Below are 19,454 nucleotides of genomic sequence, written 5' to 3'. Positions count from 1 at the left end.
CGAGGACGTGCCGTGGTGGTGCGGGAGCCGCGTAGCGTCCTGCCGTCCACGGCGATCGCCCGCCGCTGGGCCGCTGTCGCCAAGGACGAGATCAGCGATGATGCCAGCGCGGGCATGACCCACTTCGGACGATCCATAAGGCGTAGGAACCTCGATGATCATCTGAACCGGTCATGCCCGCCCTGCTACCACCAGCACCGGCGCGTCTACACCAACCACATCAGGCCGGGCACCCTCACGACTTTGCCGGGGCCCTGCACCGCGCACGCCCCCGCGTGCGCGGTGCAGGACGTCCGGTTCGCAGCCGTCACACGATGGAGATCGACCGCACCTGGGTGTTGCCCTTGGTTTCGACGTATACCTTGTGGTCGCCGACGCTGTAAGTGCCAGCAGCGTTGTTGTCGATGGTGAACGTGGCCGTCACAGGAGACTCGCTGCCGTCGACGTGGGTCTGCTTCACCGTGATGGTCAACTCGTTCTTGTTGCCCTTCAACTTTTTCACCACCGCCGACGGCTTCGCATCGATGACCGCGTTGGCGACTGTCACGTAGACCGCGTCGGGTGAAGAGAACTCCGCGTTCTTCTGCCCATCGCCGAAGGTGAAGAAGCCCCGTTGTTCGACGGCCCCACGCCCGGGGAACGGATCGGGGTTCGAGGCCAGGTACGTCGGATTGACCGTGTACAGGTCCGTCTTGGAATCCGCGAGGATGCCCTGCACCCCCGTGTACGGGGCATCGGTGATCGCGAGGTTGACCGACAGGTAGATGGCGTCGGGGTTGTTGGCCGAGATGCGCGAGGAGAAGTACTTGTCCGCACTCTGCCCCGCAGGAACGGCCAGCGGCACAACCTCGTCGCCGACGAGAATGTTGAACTGGAAGTCGCCGTAGCCGCCGGCGACGAACTTCGCCCAAGCCGCGTCCGACATGTGGTCGGGGCGCTCCACCTTAAACTCCAGACGCATCGGCGCCACGTACGTGTTGTTCAGGTACTCGGTGTCGGTCAGGGGCAAGTAGACCCCTCCCGGGGCGTGCCCCAGTGCGAACGCCGACGCCGACGGGGCCGAGTTGCCGCGTCCGTTCCACATCGGGATGTTGAACGAGGTGGCGCCGAGCAGGGCCTGGCTGCCCAACTGGCTCGTGCCGACAGCGGCCGACGCGTCCTTGTAGGTTCCGATCGTGACGTCGAGCAGGTCGAGGTCCGCCCGGTCGGCGTTCAACCCCGGGATGCTTGCCGACATGAACTTGGCACCGGCGGGCCCGGAGTACCGGGCCATCTCCAGCATGCCATCGGCCATCATCTTGGTCATCTGCACTGCCGAGTCGACCTTCATCCGCTCGTTGGCCGTGTGCCACCAGCGCTCGTTACCCGGGATGACGGCGCCGAAGGCGGTCATCTTGTTGCGGAAGCTGCTGGCCAGGGTGCCACCGGTCGTGCCCTGCGGATAGACCACGTCCCTGAGGGAGTATGGATCCGCAAACTCTTCCGGATTGCGGTTGATCGAGGCTTGGTAGCTCCCGAACTGAAGGGCCGTCAGCGGGTTGTCGTGAGTGACGTACAACCCGGCGCCGACGGGCGAGCCGAGGTTGCCGATGGTGAACCCCTTCGCCTGGAAGGCGTCAGTGACCGCCGCCGTTGCCTGGCCGGAGTCAGCCGCGGTGACGTGCATGCTGCGCACATACATCGGCATGCTGAGGCTGCCCGAGGCGTCCGTGTAAAAGCTCGTCGGGGTCTCTGAATTGATGCCTCCCATGAGGGCAAAGGTCAGGTTCGGCGTGCCGTTGCTCGGGTTGCGCAACAGGCTCGCCGGGATGCCCATGTACTTGCCGATATAGGCTTCGCCTTCGACACCGTCGCGGAAGAACAGGTCGGCGACGCCGTCCGCGGCTTTTTTCAATTGCATGTCGGCGGCCGTGGTTCCCAACGCGCCGAGTCCCTTGGAGAGCAGGAACATTCCCCACACGATGGCATTCTTGCCGTACTGCGGGGTCGGCATCTCCATCGCCACATCGGTGTTGATCTCCAGCGTGAGCGAGTCACCGGTGATCGTGGTCTGCACCTTGGGCGTGGTGCGGGGAGCAGCCGGGAGCCAACCCTTCGTGGTCGCGGCAGCGGTGATCGCCGACACGAATCGGTCGCGCTCGGCGGAGCCGGCCCCCGCCACGTCGAGGGTGAAAATGGCCCGCGAGGCGATCTGCGTGGTGCTGCCGTAGGCGATGTCCTTGAGCGTCGGGTCGCCTTCGCGCTGGGTGACGCCGGCTGTGGCATCCGTCAGCCGGAAGGCCTTGGTGCTGTCTGCGGACAAGCTCATCGACACCGACGGGGTCACCGATCCGGAGTTGCCGACGATGACCGGGAACCGCGAGTCGGAGGTGTAGCCCGCGATCGGGGTCTCCTCCCGGTTGAGGTTCTTGTAGGCCCAGTTGTCGTAGAAGCTCGGGTTCGAGTTGTACGGGATGGACTGGAAGGTGGCGGTGTTCGTCGTCGAGGGCGTGCCGGGACCGCCGTCTTCGTAGATTCCCATGACGATGCGGATGCGTCGGTCGAGGGGCAACCCCGCCTCGAGCAGCGCCTTGGCCGCGAGCAGCGTCGCCAGCGTCGGACCGCTGTCGTCCTGCAGGCCCGCCCCGTAGACCCAGCCATCCTGGACATAGGGCGAGTGGTACGCACCAGGAGTGCCCAGGTTGCCATCGGCGTCCCGCCAGCGCGCCAGTTGGGCTGGCGAAACGGAAGCCGTCGGCGAGTCGAGGTGGCTCAACGCCATGACCATCTCCGGGGCGTCCGGGTCACCGATCTCTGCGTACACGTACTTGTCGGGCTGGCGTTGGACGACCACCGGGAAACCCAGGTCGGTGGCCAGCTTGACCACCCAGGCGAGCTTGGCGACCTTGCGGTCGTACTCGTTCTGGTTGGCTTCGGTGTTGCTGACCGGGAAGGGGTACGCCGTCGCGGCCGTGCCGCCTCGGGAGATGGAGTCGTAGCTCGACCCGTCCAGCATCGCCCCGATCAGACTGAGCGGGTCGTAGGTGCCGTCCCCCGCCCGCGCGCTGTTGACACGCCCAGCCAACGCCTCGACTTCCGCGTGGATCGCGTCGCGCTCGGCGTCGGTCACCGACAGATCGTAGGTGGCGCTCGGCTGGAAGCGCTCCTCGCCGACGCTGGTCGCGGACGCGTCCGCCGGTACACCCATGGACAGGAGCAATGACATGCCAAGCGTCATTGCAAGAGGTTTCTTCCGCATCACCGTGATCTCCCCGAATGGTCAGACCCAAAAAACGTGGGATGAATTTAGTTGTACGCGAGACCCTTTCAGGCGCTTCCCAGCTTGTCAACGAACCTCTCCCGAGTAACAGCTCGTGGCGCTGCGTGACCAGGTGGTGCGGTGCGGTCATGTCCGAAGTGGAGGACAACCAGCGCGGCGGGCACGAATATCGTTACTTTTCAAGGGCGTCACCTTCATCGCCCCCATCGATGTTCTTCAGGGGTCACCTCAGTCATCCATGGACATCAAAATAGAGCGTGGCCTCTTTTTATGCCCCCCATGAATCGGATCGGCCCTCTCGACGGCTGCGCAAAGCAGACAGCCACCGCGCGCCCTATTGCGCGACCCTGTAGTCAACGCCGCAGGCCGACCGTCGCCCGACACACCCGCAGCCACCGATCGGCGTACCGCTTGCTTCGCCAGCACCTACGACTGGAAAGCCACACAGCCGCAGCCAGAATCCCCGCCGGTGCTTCTGGCGATCCGCCACGACGACGGCGCGTTTACGGACACGTTCACCTTCACCCCGACCGGCACCGCCTACCGCTGACATCTACCCCGCCGGTTACCGTGCGCGCGACCACCGCGCCAGCGGCGGAGAAGTACCGACTGACCTGCTCGCCTTCGCCCATGATGAGGTCATGACGACATGTGGGCGCTGTGGTTCGCCGGTCCCGCGTTGGCACCGGCGCGCTGGCGCCGCCGCCACCGGCGCGGCTGCCGAGGATAGATCGGCGGTTGGCGCCGTCAGTCTCGGCGCCCTGACCGTCGGCGCACTGGCCCTGGGTTCCGTCGCCGTCGGTGCGATGGCAATCGGGCGCCTGGTGGTCCGCCGCGCGGCCGTACGACACCTGCAGCTCCGTTCGGTACGCGTCGGTCGGCTGGAGATCGACGCTCTCCTTGTACCGGACGATGGGGCTGGCCCCTCCCACAGCAATCCCGATGCTTCTACGGACGTCAACCCGTGAATCCTTGACCCCAGGCACCACCACAGCCGCCCGACCTGCTCCCCCGCTACACATGCGGGGGTCTCCCGGCCGGTGCACCGCCTTGGATACTCGCGTGGCTACCCAGACCGCCCAGGTGTACCGGGTCGGCGCGCCGGCGGGTGTTCAGTGGTTCGACGTCACCTGGAAGCAGGCGACGTCGTACTGCGCAACGGATTGGTTCTTCGAGTTCTGCGGCTGTTCCCCCGCGTAGTAGGACCCGGCGATGCCGCCGTCCGACCTGAACGGCAGATTCATGAGCATTGCTGACCGCTGGTCGTGTGTCGGGGATCTCCGGGCCGGCCGGTTGTCCGCCCGCCGTCCGGTGCGTCAGTCTCAGCGGGTGGTCATCCTGCTCAGCGCATTCGGCATCGTGCTGCTCGGCGCCTTCGCCCAGGCGGTCAGCGGCTTCGGGTACGCGCTGGTGACCGTGCCGTTGCTGACCGCCGCCGTCGACCCGCGCGCCGCCGTGGTGGTGTCGGCGCTGACCGGCGTCGGGCTGACCGTCACGGCGGCCATCCGGGAACGTGCCCACGCCCGGTGGCGGGTCGCAGCCGCACTCACCGCCACCGCCCTGCTCGGCCTGCCGGCCGGCCTGCTGGTGCTCGCGCTCGCGCCGGAGCGGCTGCTGAGCGCGCTGATCGCGGTCGTGGTGCTCGGCTGCGCCGCGCTGGTCTGGTCCAGGGCACGGATCCGCACCGGACGGATCGGTCTCGGGGCCATCGGCGTCCTCGTCGGGGTGCTGACCGCCGCCACCGGGACGAACGGGCCGCCGCTGGTCGCCGCTTTCCAGTCGCTCGGCTACGACCCGCGCACCTTCCGGGCCACCCTGGCGGCGACCTTCTCGGGCACCAGTCTGATAGGGCTGACAGGGTTTCTGCTGGCCGGTCAGATACACGCCGATGTGGTGCGGATCTCCCTCGTGGCGCTCCCCGCGGTGCCGCTGGGCTGGTGGCTGGGAAACCGACTGTTCCACCGCATCGACCCGGTGGTGTTCCGACGGATCGTGCTGGTCGGGCTGCTCGGCAGCGCCGGTGCCGCGCTCGCGAGCATGGCCGGCTGAGCCGGTCGTCCACGGACCCCTTCGACGGGTCAGCGGAAGTCCCGCGCCGGGGCGACCGGCGGCTCGAAGCCGTCGAGCCGGTCACTGGTGAGGCTGGTTACCCCCCGTGCCGCTGCAATCCGCCGCGCATGACCCGCGCTCACGCTCGAGCGTCAGATCGCGCGCAGCCAGCGTTGGGCGAGTGTCGCGATAAGCGCCGCTGCCGCGGCGGCGAGGATTTCAACGACTATCTTGACGAGAATCGCGTTCATGATGCTCAACTTCCGGTTGATCTGCGCTGGCCCGGGTGGGCCCTCGGCTAAGGAAACGTAGACATGCCAGGCGAACGAGAGATGTAGGGAGAATGACTGTTCAGGACAGGCCCGGACCGGCGTCATTGGCCTGCTCAGCGCCTCCACCCTCGTCGCCGGCGACCGCTTCCGTGTCAAGCAAGGATCACGGAGCGAGGGCGGCGTCCAGGCGCGGCCGGCAACGCGTGGCCGTCGCGTTGGCCGCCGTGCCGTATCCAGCTGTGGCGGGCTGGCTGGTCGTCTCCCGACCGGCCCGCTCTGCCCCTGGCAAATCGGCGGTTACCGGGTAATGCGAGTCTTTCCTGATTACGGTATCTGCGGAGGCGATGCCGGTGACGATGGAAGCAGAGCGCACACTGCCCGCGGAGGAGCTCACCCGACTGGGTGAGCTCGCCGCCCAGCTGCGAGTGGACGCCATCCGGTGCAGCACCAGGGCGGAATCGGGGCATCCGACCTCGAGTCTGTCCGCCGCGGACCTGCTCGCGGTGCTGATCTCCCGGCACCTGCATTACCAGTGGACGAACCCGGGCGGTCGGACCAACGACCACCTGATCTTCTCCAAGGGCCACGCCTCGCCGCTGTTGTATGCGGTCTTCAAGGCGGTGGGCGCGATCACCGATCAGGAGTTGGTCGAAACCTACCGCCAGTTCGGGTCGCGGCTGCAGGGACACCCCACGCCGGCCCTGCCCTGGGTCGACGTGGCCACTGGGTCGCTCGGTCAGGGACTGCCTGTCGGGGTCGGGATCGCGCTCGCCGGCCGGTACCTCGACCACCTGCCATTCCACGTGTGGGCGCTGTGCGGCGACAGCGAGATGGCCGAGGGCTCCATCTGGGAGGCGCTGGACAAGGCCGGCCACTACGGGCTGCGCAACCTCACCGCGATCGTCGACATCAACCGGTTCGGGCAGCGGGGTCCGACCGAGTTGGAATGGGACCTGGACACCTACCGCCGCCGGGTCGAGGCATTCGGCTGCCAGGCGCTCGTCATCGACGGCCACGACCTGGCCGCGATCGACGAGGCGTTCGGCCGGGCGCGGCAGGCGACGGGTCCGACCGTGGTGCTCGCCCGGACGGTCAAGGGCAAGGGGGTGCCGGAGGTCGAGAACCAGCCCGGGTGGCACGGCAAGCCGCTGAAACCCGACATGGCCGAGCGGGCCGTGAAGGCTCTCGGCGGGGTACGCCAGATCCGCGTTACCGGGCCGCGTCCCGAGTCCGCCCCGCCCGCTAGTGCCTCCGCCAGCGAGCCGCCCACGCTGCCGCGGTACGACAAGGGGGCGAAGGTGGCCACCCGGAACGCGTACGGTGACGCGCTGCGCGCGCTGGGCTCGCGGCCGGACGTGGTCGCCCTGGACGGTGAGGTCAGCGACTCCACCCGCGCCGACAAGTTCGCCGAGGCGTATCCCGACCGGTTCTTCGAGATGTTCATCTCCGAACAGCAACTGGTCGCCGCCGCGGTCGGGCTGCAGGTACGCGGCTATCGGCCCTTCGCCGCGACCTTCGCGGCGTTCTTCTCCCGCGCCTACGACTTCGTGCGGATGGCCGCCGTCTCCCGGGCCGACATCGCCCTGTCCGGGTCGCACTGCGGGGTGGAGGTCGGGACGGACGGTCCCTCGCAGATGGGGCTGGAGGACCTGGCGGCCATGCGCGCCGTGCAGGGGTCGACAGTGCTGTATCCCAGCGACGCGGTGTCCTGCGCGGCCCTCGTCGCGCAGATGGTCGACCGCAAGGGCGTCAACTACCTGCGCACCACCCGAGGCAAGTACCCGGTGCTCTACGACAACGAAGAGGCCTTCCCGGTCGGCGGCAGCAAACTGCTCCGCGGCGGCGACGACGACGACGTCGCGCTGATCGGCGCCGGGGTGACGGTGCACAACTGCCTCGCCGCCGCCGACGAGTTGGCGCGCGAGGGGATCAAGGCCCGGGTCATCGACCTGTATTCGGTAAAGCCGCTGGACCGGGACCGGTTGCTCGACGCCGTCCGGGCCACCGGCGGTCGGCTGCTGGTGGTTGAGGATCACTACCCGGAGGGTGGCGTGGGGTCGGCGGTTTTGGAGTCCCTGGCCGACCTCGCCGAGCCGGTGCGGGTGAAGCACCTGGCGGTACGGGGCCTGCCCACCTCCGGTACCCCGACCCAGCTGATGGACCAGGCCGGGATCGGGGTGAACGCCATCGTCGCGGCGGCGGCACGCGCCATGGACGCCCCCGGCCACTGACGCGGCGTACCGGGCTCGCCAGTCGCTGACCTGGTACTCGTCGAGGCCAGTTTCGTTCTTGGCCTGTTGGAAACACTCCTCGACCGCCCACCGGGCCGCGGGATGCGGGCCAGCTCGACCAGGCGGGTCCGTAACAGACGTGGTACGCGATCTACCCCGTTGTCATGCTGCGCCGTGCGATGCGAGCAGCCAATGCACGCAGCCGGGCTGCCCACAGACACGCACCGGCACCCGCGGCCACCAGTACTTGCGAAGACCATGTCCGCCGGCGCCGACGGACAACCGGCACCACGCCCGAGCAGGCAGGGCAGGCGATCCGGTCGTCCGCGCGGGACCGGCCTGCCGTTGTAGGACTTGGCCGCCTGCGCACCCATCACTCTACTGCGACCAGAAACAGGGCCAACCGACGATCCTGACACTCGCCGAGGGCTCGTCGAACCGCCCGACGTAGCGACAGCAGACACCATCTGCAGCGCTTGACGCGCAATCAAGAGCAAAACTGCCGCTCCATCCGGGACGCGGATGAAGCGGCAGGTCAGAGCGTTGTGCAGCGGGCACGTCAACGGCCAACCATCCACGCGGTTACCGCCAACAAAGATCATCCGTTACCGGATGTTACCGCCGTTACCTGAGAAGATCTTCATCTCCCCAGGTCAATCGGTCGGGACAGCCGGATTCGAACCGACGACCCCTTGACCCCCAGTAGTTGAAGGCCCCAGCGACGTGCTCAAGCACGTTCTCCCAGGTCCCGTGAAGTGTAAACCAGCCGAGTAAAGGAGCCATCGCACCACTCCCCCGGGCCGATGACGGCGTCAATGCTCTGGCCTGGGTCCGGACGCTCGATGGTGACGGGATCTTGTCGTGGGCAGCCAAGGTCACGTCAGTCTCCGCTTCGTCATCCGGGGCCCTCGGGGCTACGACCCGAGAGCGTGAGAGGCACGTCATGGTGGCCCTTGACGCCGGCGAGGACATGCGACGTCTCGTCACCGAATTCAGCAACTTGGCCTCGTAGCGCGGCCCAACGTCGGAAGCCCTCCCTAGTACGGCGGAGCGGATGGAATCTATCGTGGTCTGGGCGATGGCATGCTGGCGCACCGACTACGGGCGAGATGGCCAGATTCCGCCAGTACTGGGCTGGCACCGGCGGTGACCCGCTCAAGATCGGCATGCGTAGCCTGAATCGCTGGGGGATGAAGAGGTAATCGCTACCGGCGGCCGCCGTGCACGAAGGTCTGCACAGCCAAGTTGGGAGCGGCGGCCGCCGGCACCGAGCCGACGGCGAGAACCCACTCGTCGCCGAGCGTGCCGATGATCAGTACTCCAGCCGGAGACGTTGACCAGAACTGAGTTGCGGCTCAGCGTGGTGTGCAGACGAGGGAAGCCGACGTCGATCGTGGACGGCTGTGTGGACCATGACACGCTTCCCCGGTTTGTGCCGGGAGGCGCTCCCTGCCGGATAGCTCGTTGCCGTCGTGGCTCGCGGGGGTGGCGGGCAAAGCTTGTCAGTGTCGACACAGGTGCGTGGCTCACTGGACGGCCTCTCGGCAGTACCCTGAGCTATGCCCCGGATCACTGTTGTCGATGTCGGCGACGGAGCATGCACCGTACTCCGATGTGGATGCACCGACAGCGGCTGCGCGTGCCCCACCGCTGTGGTGGATTGTGGTACCTGGCGGAGTAGTCCTCTGCTTGCCGCAGAACGGCTCGTTCGAGTGCTCGGCGTACATGGCTTGCAACGGCTGGACAGCCTGGTCGTCACACACTTTGACGCGGACCACTGGCATGGACTTCGTCTGCTGGCGGACAACCTCCACTTCGCCAAGCGGCCAACACTGAACCTGTACTACCCGCGGCTGCCGGATCGGGCGCCACAGATCGCGGACGCGACACTGGCGCTCCTTGTGACGAGCAGGTTCGCTGGCGTGCGGTCGTTGGAACTCGCGACCGCCCTCGAGGAAGTGGCGACAGTTGACCGGCACCCGTTGGCACGCGGCTCGGAGTTCGAGGCCTGCGACCGCGTGTGGGAGGTCATGTGGCCTCCCGAACAGCTTTCCCGAGCTCTCGGGGAACGTCTTGAGCGAGCGGTGCGGCTAACGGAGGACCTTGCCGAGCAACTCGATCGAGCAGGGCATCCGACACTCCGGAGGAACCTCGAGGAGGCGTATGAGCGACCGTTTCCTGGCGGCGACGACCAACCGACCAGGGAGGTTGCCTCCGAGCTTGCGTTGCAGGGGCGAAGGGCTGCTCGAGGACAAGCAGCTACCGAAGGCCGGCAGCCGGATCGTGGCATGCGGGCGTCGGCCAGTGGCGTTCACGGCTTGGAGGCTGCTTCCGCTGCGGTCATCCCAGAGAGATTCCGGGGAGCCTTCATCGATGCGTCGAAGCGCCTCGCCGCCGCCAACAACGACTTGTCGCTCGTGTTTCACGACAAGGGCGGATCCCTCGCCGTCTTCGGGGACGCGAGTCGTCAGGTCCTGAGGAGTGCGCTTCGTGGCATGCGGATGAAGTACAGGGCGGTTTTGGCACCCCACCACGGCACGTATCCGTTACCAGCAGGCTTCCCGTCAGCTGAGGTATGCATCGCCCAGGCAGGCGATCGTCACGTCGAGAGGTGGCCGACACACGTCGCAGGCCATCGGCAGCCCAGATCCTGCATCAATACTGCCCAAGTCGGCACAATAAGCGTTTGGTGAGGCCCGTATCGCTCTTGCTAAGTCGCTGTCGAGCGTACTCAGCCGAGTAGGAGTCGTCGCAAAACTCCCCGGCAACGCCGCGCCCAAACCGGAAGCTCCGCTGCCGCTGCGTCACCTCCGCCCTCGGCGGGTGCTGCTGGACGGCGGTTTCAGTGCGCCGAGAATCCCGAGGCCTAGGCCAAAAGCGCCTCCAAAGGCCACCCCGGCGGATAGCACGGCTTCGGCCACCGGCGCGCCGACGCTGCTCTTCAGCATCGCCGTCACGAGCGCCGCGACGAACGACGCGAGACTCACGACCAGGATCCACATGGGGGTCGTGTCGGAGCGGTTCACAGGGTTTGCCTTTCTGTCAGGACGACGGTGCCGTCGATGAGGTGCTGGCCGAGGACCGGCCGGGCGGCGCGCACGGCGTTGAGGCGGCGCTGCAGCGAGGCCGCGTGATCATCGAGTACGGTGACCGCGGCGAGGATTTCCCGCTGCGCGGCGAGGGGCGGCAGCGGCATCACAAGTTCACCGAGGACGCCTTTGCTGATCGAGGTGGTGACCGATCGGATGGACCGTTCGCGGATTCGGGCCAGGACGGCGGGCTGCAATAGGAAAGCCAGCAGGTAGACCGGATCCAGCACTTCCGGGTCGATGACACATAGCCGGAGCAGGTTGGTGTGCGGCAGCCAGCCGGATTCGGGCTCGCCGACCAGTGCAGCCTGGCCCATGGCACCGGTGCGCACCCACAGCACATCGCCGGTGCGCAGCCGGTACTGCTCCAGCGACGCGGCGTCTGCCATTGGGGCGTTGGCGGCTTCAATGAGCCCGCTGCGCAGATGCCGCGGGTGCACGACCGGCACGATCACCCCCGCAGTCCCGGCGCGGGCGACCGCTCCGATCAGCGATCGGTGCGGCACCCCGTTGCGGACGTGGCAAAGTTCGTTCAGCGGGCGACCGGGCCAACCGCCGCCGGTCGTGTACGAAGGCAGCTCGAAGTCGGTCGATAGCGCCTCCAACTCCGCGCGCGCCACGTCTGCCAGCGAACGCGTGAACATGCGTTCTTGGTACTCGGGTGGATGGAGTGAGTAGCCCCGCGCCTGGATGTCTTCGGGGGTGGCCAGGACGCTGAATTCGTCCTGGTCCTCTGCCGTTACTGCGGCGACGATGCTCGCGACGTCCGTCGCGCCGAACTCAACGTGAAGGCCCCTCGCCCGGCCGCGGCGGCGCGCATCGACGAACCGCACCGCAGCGGGCCGTCTCGTGGGCCGTCGCAGCAGCCAGATGCACACACCGACCCGGGTGTTCGAGAACATCCGTGCCGGCAGGGCCACAACGGCGATGAGTGCCCCTTGATCCACCAGCTCTCGGCGCATAGTCGCCTTGCCGGCGAAACCAGCGCTGTACGGCATGAGGACCACTGCCCGGCCCTCCTCAGTGAGAGAGTCGACGCAGTGCCGCAGCCACTTGTCTTCAACGTGCTTGCCGAACGGCGGGTTGGTCAGCACAAAGGTCGCTCCGGCGGGCGTCGGCGCCGGTGTCACGGCAAGCTCGGCCGGCGTCCCGGACGCCATCAGCCACATCCCGGCCAGCCGGAGTTCGCCCGTGTCGGGATGCTCCGCGCGAACCAGCACCGCGCCCGGTGTGTCGCCAGCCATCGCTGCCAGGTCGCCAGCGGCACGGATGAATTCGGCCGGCAGCTCACCGAAGCGGGCGAACGGGTCGTAGATCAAGACGCCGCCGTCGACCGGGGTGCCGGCCAGCAGCGCGACCATAGTCCGAGCGACGCCTTCGGGCGTCGAGATGACCTCACCGCTAATGCTCACCTGCCGCAGATATGCGGCGCGGAGCCGAGCGAAGTCGGCGGGACCAAGGCCCGCAACGAGTGCGATGACCTTGCGAATCGGCTCGAACGCACGGGGCCGCAACCTCGACGGTGGCGCGTCCGAGGCCCTGAGCACGTCCGGAGCGGCCAGGGACTCGTCGGCCAGCGCCACGACGCGGCGCAGCAGCCGCTGGGCCATAATCGGGTCGCCGTTCGGCGGCACGCTGTTCACCAGCTGTGACCAGCGATCGTTGTCGTACAGGCGAAGAAACGTCAGGCAGAGCAGCAGGTAGAGATACTCGGCCCAGAGCACTCCGCCGCCGAACTCGGTGCTGAGCGCCCCGAGTTCCTTGACTCGGTCCCGAGCGGGTTCTTCGGCGGCCCGCAGGTGGCGCCTGACCCGGCCACCGTAGGTGGCGCCGACGGCCTCGTCCGATTCCCGGCGATTGGCGGGTACCGGCCGCGTGTCGAGCCAGGTGATGACGTCGGCGAGCCGCAGGTCACCGCCCGCAACGATAGGCGCCGGGAAATCGGCGTACCTGTTACGCCACTGTGTGACCGCCGCTCGTGCGACGCCAGCGAGTTGTGCGAGCCGGGCCTGGGAGACCGTAGCGTTAGAATCACTCACGGGAACGAAGCTACGGACGCCCTCCCGCTGCGTCGATTGTGCACTCGCCGGTGCACCCGAATCTGTTAACAAAAGGTCTCTCGGTGGAGGCCCTCAACGTCTTTCGGCCGACACGCGGGTACGCGCCGTCGCTGCGTCAAGCTAGGCGGCCGCGCTCGACGCACCAGCGGTGCCAGCCAAAGCCATGCGCGACGCCGCGCCCCTCGGTCGCGGACGCATTCCGGCACCTCATAACGAAGCGAAGGCCATCCCGGGCTCAGTCGTCATCTTTCCGAGCCCGAGCCCCACCCCGGCTGACAGCAGCGCAGGACAGGCTCAACGGTGGCACTCGCGTTGCCACGAGACGGAGTTTCTCCCTGACGAAGTCGACGGCCGGCGCGGCGCCAGGTGGAGTCTCGAAAGTCGGTTGGCGCTCGAGCTCGCGGTTGATTGACTTGGCGACGGCCACCGACCTGGAGGATAGGAATTCACATGAGCGGGCACGGGAACCCCGCACCAGCTACAGGTGACAGCAGCGACGAGCCCGACGACACAGGCCGGCCAGCGCCGTACCGATATGACCCGACGACGGTTCCCGCGTTGGCGCGGCTCGCCGACTTGGCATGCGACGGCGTCGATGATCCTCATAATGCCGGCCTGCGGACCGAGCGTCTCGCGAAGCAAGCCAACCCGCAGATCGAGGCCGCCGCCGCGAAAGCGCTCTTCACGACCTTCATGTACCTAATCCAGGTCGCTTCGCCCGACGAGCCGCCTGACGCCCGGCTCGACCCTCTCGATGGGCCATCCCTCTTCCCGCTGGCCCTCCGCGAGGCCGACGGCGATCTCCGACAACTGTGGCTCGGCCTGGCTGGCGAGGTCCGGCACCCGGTGGCTCGGGCCCGATGCTGGGACATCGTTTTCACACTGCAGCTTATGCCCAACCGGCGGGATGCCGCCGAGCGCGCCGTCAGGGCCTACCTTGACTCAACGAGCACACCGCTGTCGCTCCAGGAGAAGGCCAACGGCCTGCTGCGGGCTTGGACCATGGCTCGACTCGTCCGCCTCACCGACATCGAGCAGGAGATCGCTACCGCGATGACGGCCGTCGTCGAAGCCGCTGTGGATCAGCGGGAGCATCCCTACGCCGCGATAACGGTCCTCGGCGCCCTGACCGCCCCGCCGCCGGGCAGAGCGGCTCGTGTCGCCAATCCGGCAGTGGACGACCTTCTCGATCGAGCGCTCACCACGTATCCCCAGGTGCACATCATTCAGGGCTTCGCGGCTCTGGTGCGCAAGAGCGCCGGGAGCGGCTCTGTGCGTGTCGAACATGCCAACCGTCACGAGGTCGAGGCGATGATCGCCGAGGCCGAAGCCGCCACCGACCCGATGATCATCCGGACCCGGTTCAGCGATGCGGCCTCAGCGGCGCGGCGTTACGGCGTGGCCGACCTGGAGCGGGTCGCCGTCGCTCGACTTCAGGCGGCCCCGCCGGTGACCTGGGAACGCACCGAGTGGTCGTTCGTCACCCCGAAGGCGTTCTTCGACCTGTACTTGCCCGGTTTCAGCACTGCAACCGACTGGCGTCGCGCGCTGTCGATCTGGCTGCATTCCGGCCCGCCGAGCGGGAACAAGGAGACAAACGAGGCCACCGCCCGGCAGGCCATGGGCGAGTCGATTATCCGCTTCCTGGCCACCACGGTTCTGTTCCGGGACGGCGACCTGCCCAGCCGCACCGTCACCGGCGACGCCGCCGCGTTCGACCGCGAACTCGTTCGTGCCGAGCAGCACAGCCTCAACATGAACGGACGGTTCCTCGCCAGAGCCCTGTGGCAGATCCGGGAGCGGTTCGGGGTTCCGTCCCACGACGACCTGACCGAGTTTCTCCGCCTGTCCAACGCCGATCCGGCGATGGTGCACGACCTGGCTACGGCGCTGCAGTTGTACTGGATCGACGAGTACGACGCCAGCAGCCACCTCGTGGTGCCCAAGGTGGAGGCCGCCGCGCGTGCACTGCTGCTAGAACTGAACGAGCCGATGTACCGCACCGCCATCGGCGACAAGGCCGGGCAGTTTCCGGGGCTCGGCGTCCTCCTGCCGTTCCTTGTCGACAACACCTTCGACCCCGACTGGGAACGCTTCCTACGGACCTTTCTGCTCAGCGACGGCGCGAACATCCGCAACCTCATCGCTCACGGGTTCGCCCGCAACATCAGCGCCATCGAGGCCGCCCTGGCACTTCGGGCCGCTGCGGTGCTGATCCTGCTCACCACCAACCGCGCAGTAACCCGGGATGCCGAGACTATCCGAGCCGCCGTCGCCGCGCCTGTGTGTGGCCCCCGCCGGCCGTGGCGCCAGCGCCTCGTCGCGGCTCTCTGGGCGGCCGGCCGCGAGCTCCACAACTAAATCCGGGGGAGGTCGAACCGGGCATCGTCGTCGGTCGGACCTTGCAGGGCGAAGATCAGTCTCTGCAACCACTACAACAAGCTCCGCGTCCGCCTCGCATGCACCGACGACTCGCGGCTTCCCTCCGACACGACGTCCGAGGTCATGCCAACCGGCTCCTCAGATCGAGCTGACAACTTCTTCCAGTTTGTACAAGGCGTAGTCGCACGTCTCATAGTCGCCACTCTTGTCACCGTTCCTCTGCTTCGACCCAGACGTGGTCAGCTCGATCAGCTTGCCGGTCAGCCTGTCGAGGGAGTCCGGGCCCACCCCGCGATAGACGAACCTGCCAGGATGCCTTCCCGTCAGCCGGCGGCGCGTTGCTGTGCCTGCCGCTGCTCCTCCTCGGCTTCGCGTCGCGTCGAGCCTGTTCGGCTTCGGCTGCCCATCTGCGATGTTGCTCATCTCGCCGGGCGGCTGGCCTCTACCGATTCGCGGTCGAATGTTCAGGCTGACCCCCAAGCTGGCACGACTTTTTCCAGGCGTGATCATGAAGCCCCTACACGGCAGCGCCGTGACAACCTCAAGTTGACACGGCGAGGCGCTTACGCTCCTGGTTTGCCCTTCGGGTGTAGATATTGAGGTATGAGTGTGGATGTGGCGCAGACCGCTGAGACGGTGATGCCATACGTGACCGCGGTGGTGGCGGCCTACGGCAAGGAGACGGTGGCCAAGATTCACGACTCGGTGATCGATCAGGCGTCGGATGCGACGGTGGGTTTAGGGCGCCGACTGCTGGACCGAATTCTGCGTCGTGAGGAGTCGCGGCCTCTTATCGAGGGGGCGCTGGTGGACGTGGCTGACGGTGAGCAGGACGCCGAGGCAGCGCTGCGGCTGCAGATCAGGAAGGCTCTGACAGCTGATCCGCAGTTGGCCGAAGAGGTGGTGGGGATGCTCCCCGGCGGGGCAACCCACATCGAGGCGTCCGGTGACCGGTCGATCGCGATCGGGCACAACTCCGGGGTCGCGAGCACGGGCGATCACGCCATGATTCAACGGTGACCAGCTCTGTGCAGCCGGTTCCGGTCGCGAGCGGAACCCGTGCTGCGGCGATCGGCTCCAACAGCGGATCAGTCCTCACCGGGGACAACAATCGGATCGTCCAGGTGTCGCCCGGCGCAGTGCGGACGCCCGATCAGGTGCCAGCACCGACGCGACTGGTCTTCCTCCCTCGTGTGCCGGTTGATCCGTTCGTGGGACGGGAGGCCGCGCTCGATGGTCTGGCCGGGGAGCTTGAGCGGGGCGCGGGTGTGGTGGCTCAGGTTCTGCATGGACTGGGTGGGGTGGGCAAGAGCGAGTTGGCGTTGCAGTACGCCGACCGGTACGCCGATCGGTACCAGCTGGTCTGGTGGGTGCAGGCGGAGGACGGCGAACGGCTAGACGCGTCACTGGCAGAGTTGGCCCGGCGCCTAGAACCCGCACACGGGTTGTTGGGCATAACTACGTCGGATGCTGCTGGGTGGGCAATCCAGTGGTTGCAGTGCCACTCCGGCTGGCTACTCATCTTCGACAATGTCGAGGAGCGTGCCACTGTCGCTGCCGTGATGGGCAAGGTGGGTCGCTACGGCAAAATCGTCATCACCACGCGCCGGAACATCAACTGGCGGGGAACGGCTCGCCCGCTACAGATAGCCGTGCTCAGTGCGGATGCCGCAGTGGCGTTGCTGACCGAGCTTACAAGCCACACTGGACACCTCACTGAGCTGGAGGCGCTGTGTGAGCTAGCTGGCGAGCTGGGGTATCTGCCGCTGGCGTTGGAGCAGGCGGGCGCCTTCATCGCTCAAGAGCACCGTAGCGTCCGGGAGTACCTGAGGTTGTGGCGGGAAAAGCCGGCTGAGGCTTTCGAAGGTGTTGACGAGGGGGGTGACGCGGCCCGGACAATCGCCCGGATATGGGATATGACCCTGGATGCGATCAATCAGCGTGATCGGTAGGCGGCTTTCTTGCTGGCGACCATGTCGTATCTCGCGCCGACCGTCCCGCGTCGCTATCTCGTCTCCGACCCGGCGATGTCCGATCAGGTCAACAAGGCATTGGGTGTGCTGGCCTCCTACAACATGATCACTCTCACGGATGAGACCGCGTCTGTCCACCGGCTCGTGCAGGCGGTCCTGCGGGAACGGGCTTCACGGTCGGCCGCCGGTTCCCTGCCGCACCCCGCAGCTGCCGCTACAGCCCTACTCATTGAGGCCCTGCCTGGTGCCCGCATCAAACAGGATGTTGCGGCCTGGCCTGCATGGCGGGCACTCGTTCCGCACATTGATTCCCTCACCCGCACGATCAAAGACGACGAGGCTACCGACGAGATTGTTACGCTTTTGGCCTCATCAGCGACTTTCTCTTCGACGCAGGGCCAGCACAACATTGCCCTTCCCCAAGAGCAGCGAGCCCTGGCCATCAGCGAAACGATCTTCGGCCCCGAACACCCCATCGTCGCTGCCAATCTGAACAATCTCGCGAGCACACTCACCGACCTGGGTCGGGCCACTGAGGCCTTCTCCCTACAAAAGCGGGCCCTGGCCATCATCGAAGCTGCCTTCGGCCACGATCACCCGGACGTCGCCATGGTGCTGGATAACCTCGCAGGCACCCTCAACGCTCTGGGTAGGCCTGCGGAAGCGCTCTCCCTACGGAAGCGGGCCTTGGCCCTTGGCGAAGTTGACCTCGGTCCCAACCACCACACCGTCGCGTTTCGGCTGGACAATCTCGCGGCCACCCTCAACGCTTTGGGCAAGCCTGCGGAAGCACTCCCCCTACGGCAGCGGGCCCTCGCCATCAGCGAAGCTAGCCTCGGCCCCGACCACCCTGAGGTCGCGAAGCGACTGAACAACCTCACGTACACACTCGATGCCTTGGGCCGTTCTGTGGAGACACTCCCCCTACGGCAGCGGGCTCTAGCCATCATCGAAGCCACCTTCGGCCACGATCACCCCGACGTCGCCATCCTGCTGGACAACCTCGCGGCCACCCTTTACGCATTGGGCCGGCCTGCGGAAGCACTCCCCCTGCAACAGCGGGCTCTAAACGTCAGCGAAGCCATCCACGGACCGGGCCACCCTACCGTCGCGACTGTGCTCGACAACCTCGCTACCACGCTCACTCACCTGGACCGGGCTACGGAATCGCTTCCGCTACGGCAGCGGGCTTTGGCCATCCTCGAAGCTGCCTTCGGTCCCGACCACCCTAACGTCGCAATGGTGCTGGATAACCTCGCGGCCACGCTGGACGCCTTGGGCCGACCTGCGGATGCGCTTCCGCTACGGCAGCGGGCCTTGGCCATCCTTGAAGCTGCCTTCGGCCCGGACCACCCCTTCGTCGCCGTCGTGCTGGACCATCTCGCGGGCACCCTCAACGCCCTGGGCCGTGCCGAACAAGCACTCCCGATGCAAGAGCGAGCCTTGGCCCTCAGCGAAGCCGCCCTCGGCCCTGCCCACCCCAACCTCGCCGTCCGTCTAGACAACCTCGCGAACACGCTGACTATCCTGGACCGGCCCGCGAGAGCAGTCCCCCTACGGCAGCGGGCCCTGACCATCAGCGAAGCCGCCCTCGGCCCCAATCACCCCGCCATCGCCATGATGCTCGGCAACCTCGCGGCCACGCTGCACGCTCTAGGCCGGCCTGCGGAAGCGATCGCCCTACGGCAGCGGGCCCTGTCCATCAGCAGAGCCGCCCTCGGCCCCGATCAGCCCTAAAGCAATGGCAACGCGCCGGCTCGTCGATCCTGCCCTTTAGCCGTCGCAACTCGCTGGCGCAAACGATCCGTGTGGGCCTGCCTCTACTTCCTAGCTGCATGACCAGTGGAAGGATCTCCTCCTGGGGCACTCGTAGACATTTCGGGGATGACGTCAAGCCGCTCGGCCGTGCGAAGCGCGACCGAAAGCAGATCAAGATCAATCGACGGTTGCGCCCGGACTGGGCCAAGCTCGACAAGAACACTCCGCTGCCGGTCGACCCGTACCCAAAACAGCCCGACGCGCCGGCGATGGCGGCATGAGCGCGCCGTCGAGGTGTAGGCGCGCTTGCTGCGGCGGGCCGACCACCATGCCGGCCAGCCTCCCGCGACTCCACCAACGGATCCGCTCGATCAGCTCACC

12 protein-coding genes and 1 pseudogene are annotated in these 19,454 nt (G+C 67.0%); 9 read left to right on the top strand and 4 right to left on the bottom strand.

The window, feature by feature from the left end; genetic code table 11:
• Positions 1–307: 307 nt before the first annotated feature.
• The gene (locus JOD64_RS26190; RefSeq protein WP_204944682.1) at positions 308–2,866 is read right to left on the bottom strand and encodes a M20/M25/M40 family metallo-hydrolase; all 2,559 of its coding nucleotides are present in this window, start codon (positions 2,864–2,866) and stop codon (positions 308–310) included.
• Positions 2,867–4,321: 1,455 nt separating this feature from the next.
• Here JOD64_RS26190 and JOD64_RS26185 point away from each other — a divergent pair.
• The 3 genes from JOD64_RS26185 to JOD64_RS26175 all read left to right on the top strand — a co-directional run bounded on the left by JOD64_RS26185 (position 4,322) and on the right by JOD64_RS26175 (position 7,811).
• Positions 4,322–4,459, top strand: a complete 138-nt coding sequence (locus JOD64_RS26185) for a hypothetical protein (protein ID WP_204944681.1) — start codon at positions 4,322–4,324, stop codon at positions 4,457–4,459.
• A 42-nt stretch (positions 4,460–4,501) separates the two neighbouring features.
• Entirely contained in the window at positions 4,502–5,308 is an 807-nt protein-coding gene (locus JOD64_RS26180; protein ID WP_204944680.1) for a sulfite exporter TauE/SafE family protein, read from the top strand.
• Positions 5,309–5,936: 628 nt separating this feature from the next.
• Positions 5,937–7,811: a transketolase gene (locus JOD64_RS26175; protein WP_239561731.1), complete on the top strand. Its 1,875-nt coding sequence runs from the start codon at positions 5,937–5,939 to the stop codon at positions 7,809–7,811.
• A gap of 3 nt (positions 7,812–7,814) precedes the next feature.
• Here JOD64_RS26175 and JOD64_RS34070 read toward each other — a convergent pair.
• A pseudogene (locus JOD64_RS34070) lies at positions 7,815–8,160 on the bottom strand (IS701 family transposase); the annotation flags it as partial.
• Between the two features lie 1,210 nt (positions 8,161–9,370).
• Here JOD64_RS34070 and JOD64_RS26170 point away from each other — a divergent pair.
• Entirely contained in the window at positions 9,371–10,504 is a 1,134-nt protein-coding gene (locus tag JOD64_RS26170; RefSeq protein ID WP_372434195.1) for an MBL fold metallo-hydrolase, read from the top strand.
• Between the two features lie 111 nt (positions 10,505–10,615).
• Here the strand turns inward: JOD64_RS26170 and JOD64_RS26165 are convergent, their stop codons facing one another.
• The gene (locus JOD64_RS26165) at positions 10,616–10,837 is read right to left on the bottom strand and encodes a hypothetical protein (protein ID WP_204944677.1); all 222 of its coding nucleotides are present in this window, start codon (positions 10,835–10,837) and stop codon (positions 10,616–10,618) included.
• Positions 10,834–12,939, bottom strand: coding sequence for an N-6 DNA methylase (locus JOD64_RS33850; protein ID WP_204944676.1), 2,106 nt, complete (start codon positions 12,937–12,939; stop codon positions 10,834–10,836). Before JOD64_RS33850 ends, JOD64_RS26165 begins: the two co-directional genes overlap by 4 nt.
• Positions 12,940–13,518: 579 nt before the next feature.
• Between JOD64_RS33850 and JOD64_RS33185 the strand changes: the two genes are divergently transcribed.
• The 5 genes from JOD64_RS33185 to JOD64_RS26135 all read left to right on the top strand — a co-directional run bounded on the left by JOD64_RS33185 (position 13,519) and on the right by JOD64_RS26135 (position 19,354).
• Entirely contained in the window at positions 13,519–15,321 is a 1,803-nt protein-coding gene (locus JOD64_RS33185) for a DUF7380 domain-containing protein (protein WP_239559656.1), read from the top strand.
• A gap of 660 nt (positions 15,322–15,981) precedes the next feature.
• Positions 15,982–16,362, top strand: coding sequence for a hypothetical protein (locus JOD64_RS26150; protein WP_239561728.1), 381 nt, complete (start codon positions 15,982–15,984; stop codon positions 16,360–16,362).
• Positions 16,359–17,294, top strand: coding sequence for an NB-ARC domain-containing protein (locus JOD64_RS26145; RefSeq protein WP_204944674.1), 936 nt, complete (start codon positions 16,359–16,361; stop codon positions 17,292–17,294). The genes JOD64_RS26150 and JOD64_RS26145 overlap by 4 nt, the downstream gene beginning before the upstream one ends.
• A gap of 9 nt (positions 17,295–17,303) precedes the next feature.
• Entirely contained in the window at positions 17,304–19,052 is a 1,749-nt protein-coding gene (locus JOD64_RS26140; RefSeq protein WP_204944673.1) for a tetratricopeptide repeat protein, read from the top strand.
• A gap of 98 nt (positions 19,053–19,150) precedes the next feature.
• Positions 19,151–19,354 (top strand): hypothetical protein, encoded by a 204-nt coding sequence (locus JOD64_RS26135; protein WP_204944672.1) that lies wholly within the window; start codon positions 19,151–19,153, stop codon positions 19,352–19,354.
• Positions 19,355–19,454 lie beyond the last annotated feature (100 nt).

Source organism: Micromonospora luteifusca, from assembly GCF_016907275.1.
GTDB classification, from domain to species: Bacteria; Actinomycetota; Actinomycetes; order Mycobacteriales; family Micromonosporaceae; genus Micromonospora; species Micromonospora luteifusca.
This window is presented reverse-complemented; position numbering and strand designations above follow the sequence as displayed.

What these genes read in the sequence shown, in the direction of transcription:
- JOD64_RS26170 (WP_372434195.1), top strand. Translation starts at nt 9,371, where the DNA reads ATGCCCCGGATCACTGTTGTCGATGTCGGCGACGGAGCATGCACCGTA.
- JOD64_RS26135 (WP_204944672.1), top strand. Translation starts at nt 19,151, where the DNA reads ATGACCAGTGGAAGGATCTCCTCCTGGGGCACTCGTAGACATTTCGGG.
- JOD64_RS26175 (WP_239561731.1), top strand. Translation starts at nt 5,937, where the DNA reads ATGGAAGCAGAGCGCACACTGCCCGCGGAGGAGCTCACCCGACTGGGT.
- JOD64_RS26180 (WP_204944680.1), top strand. Translation starts at nt 4,502, where the DNA reads ATGAGCATTGCTGACCGCTGGTCGTGTGTCGGGGATCTCCGGGCCGGC.
- JOD64_RS26150 (WP_239561728.1), top strand. Translation starts at nt 15,982, where the DNA reads ATGCCATACGTGACCGCGGTGGTGGCGGCCTACGGCAAGGAGACGGTG.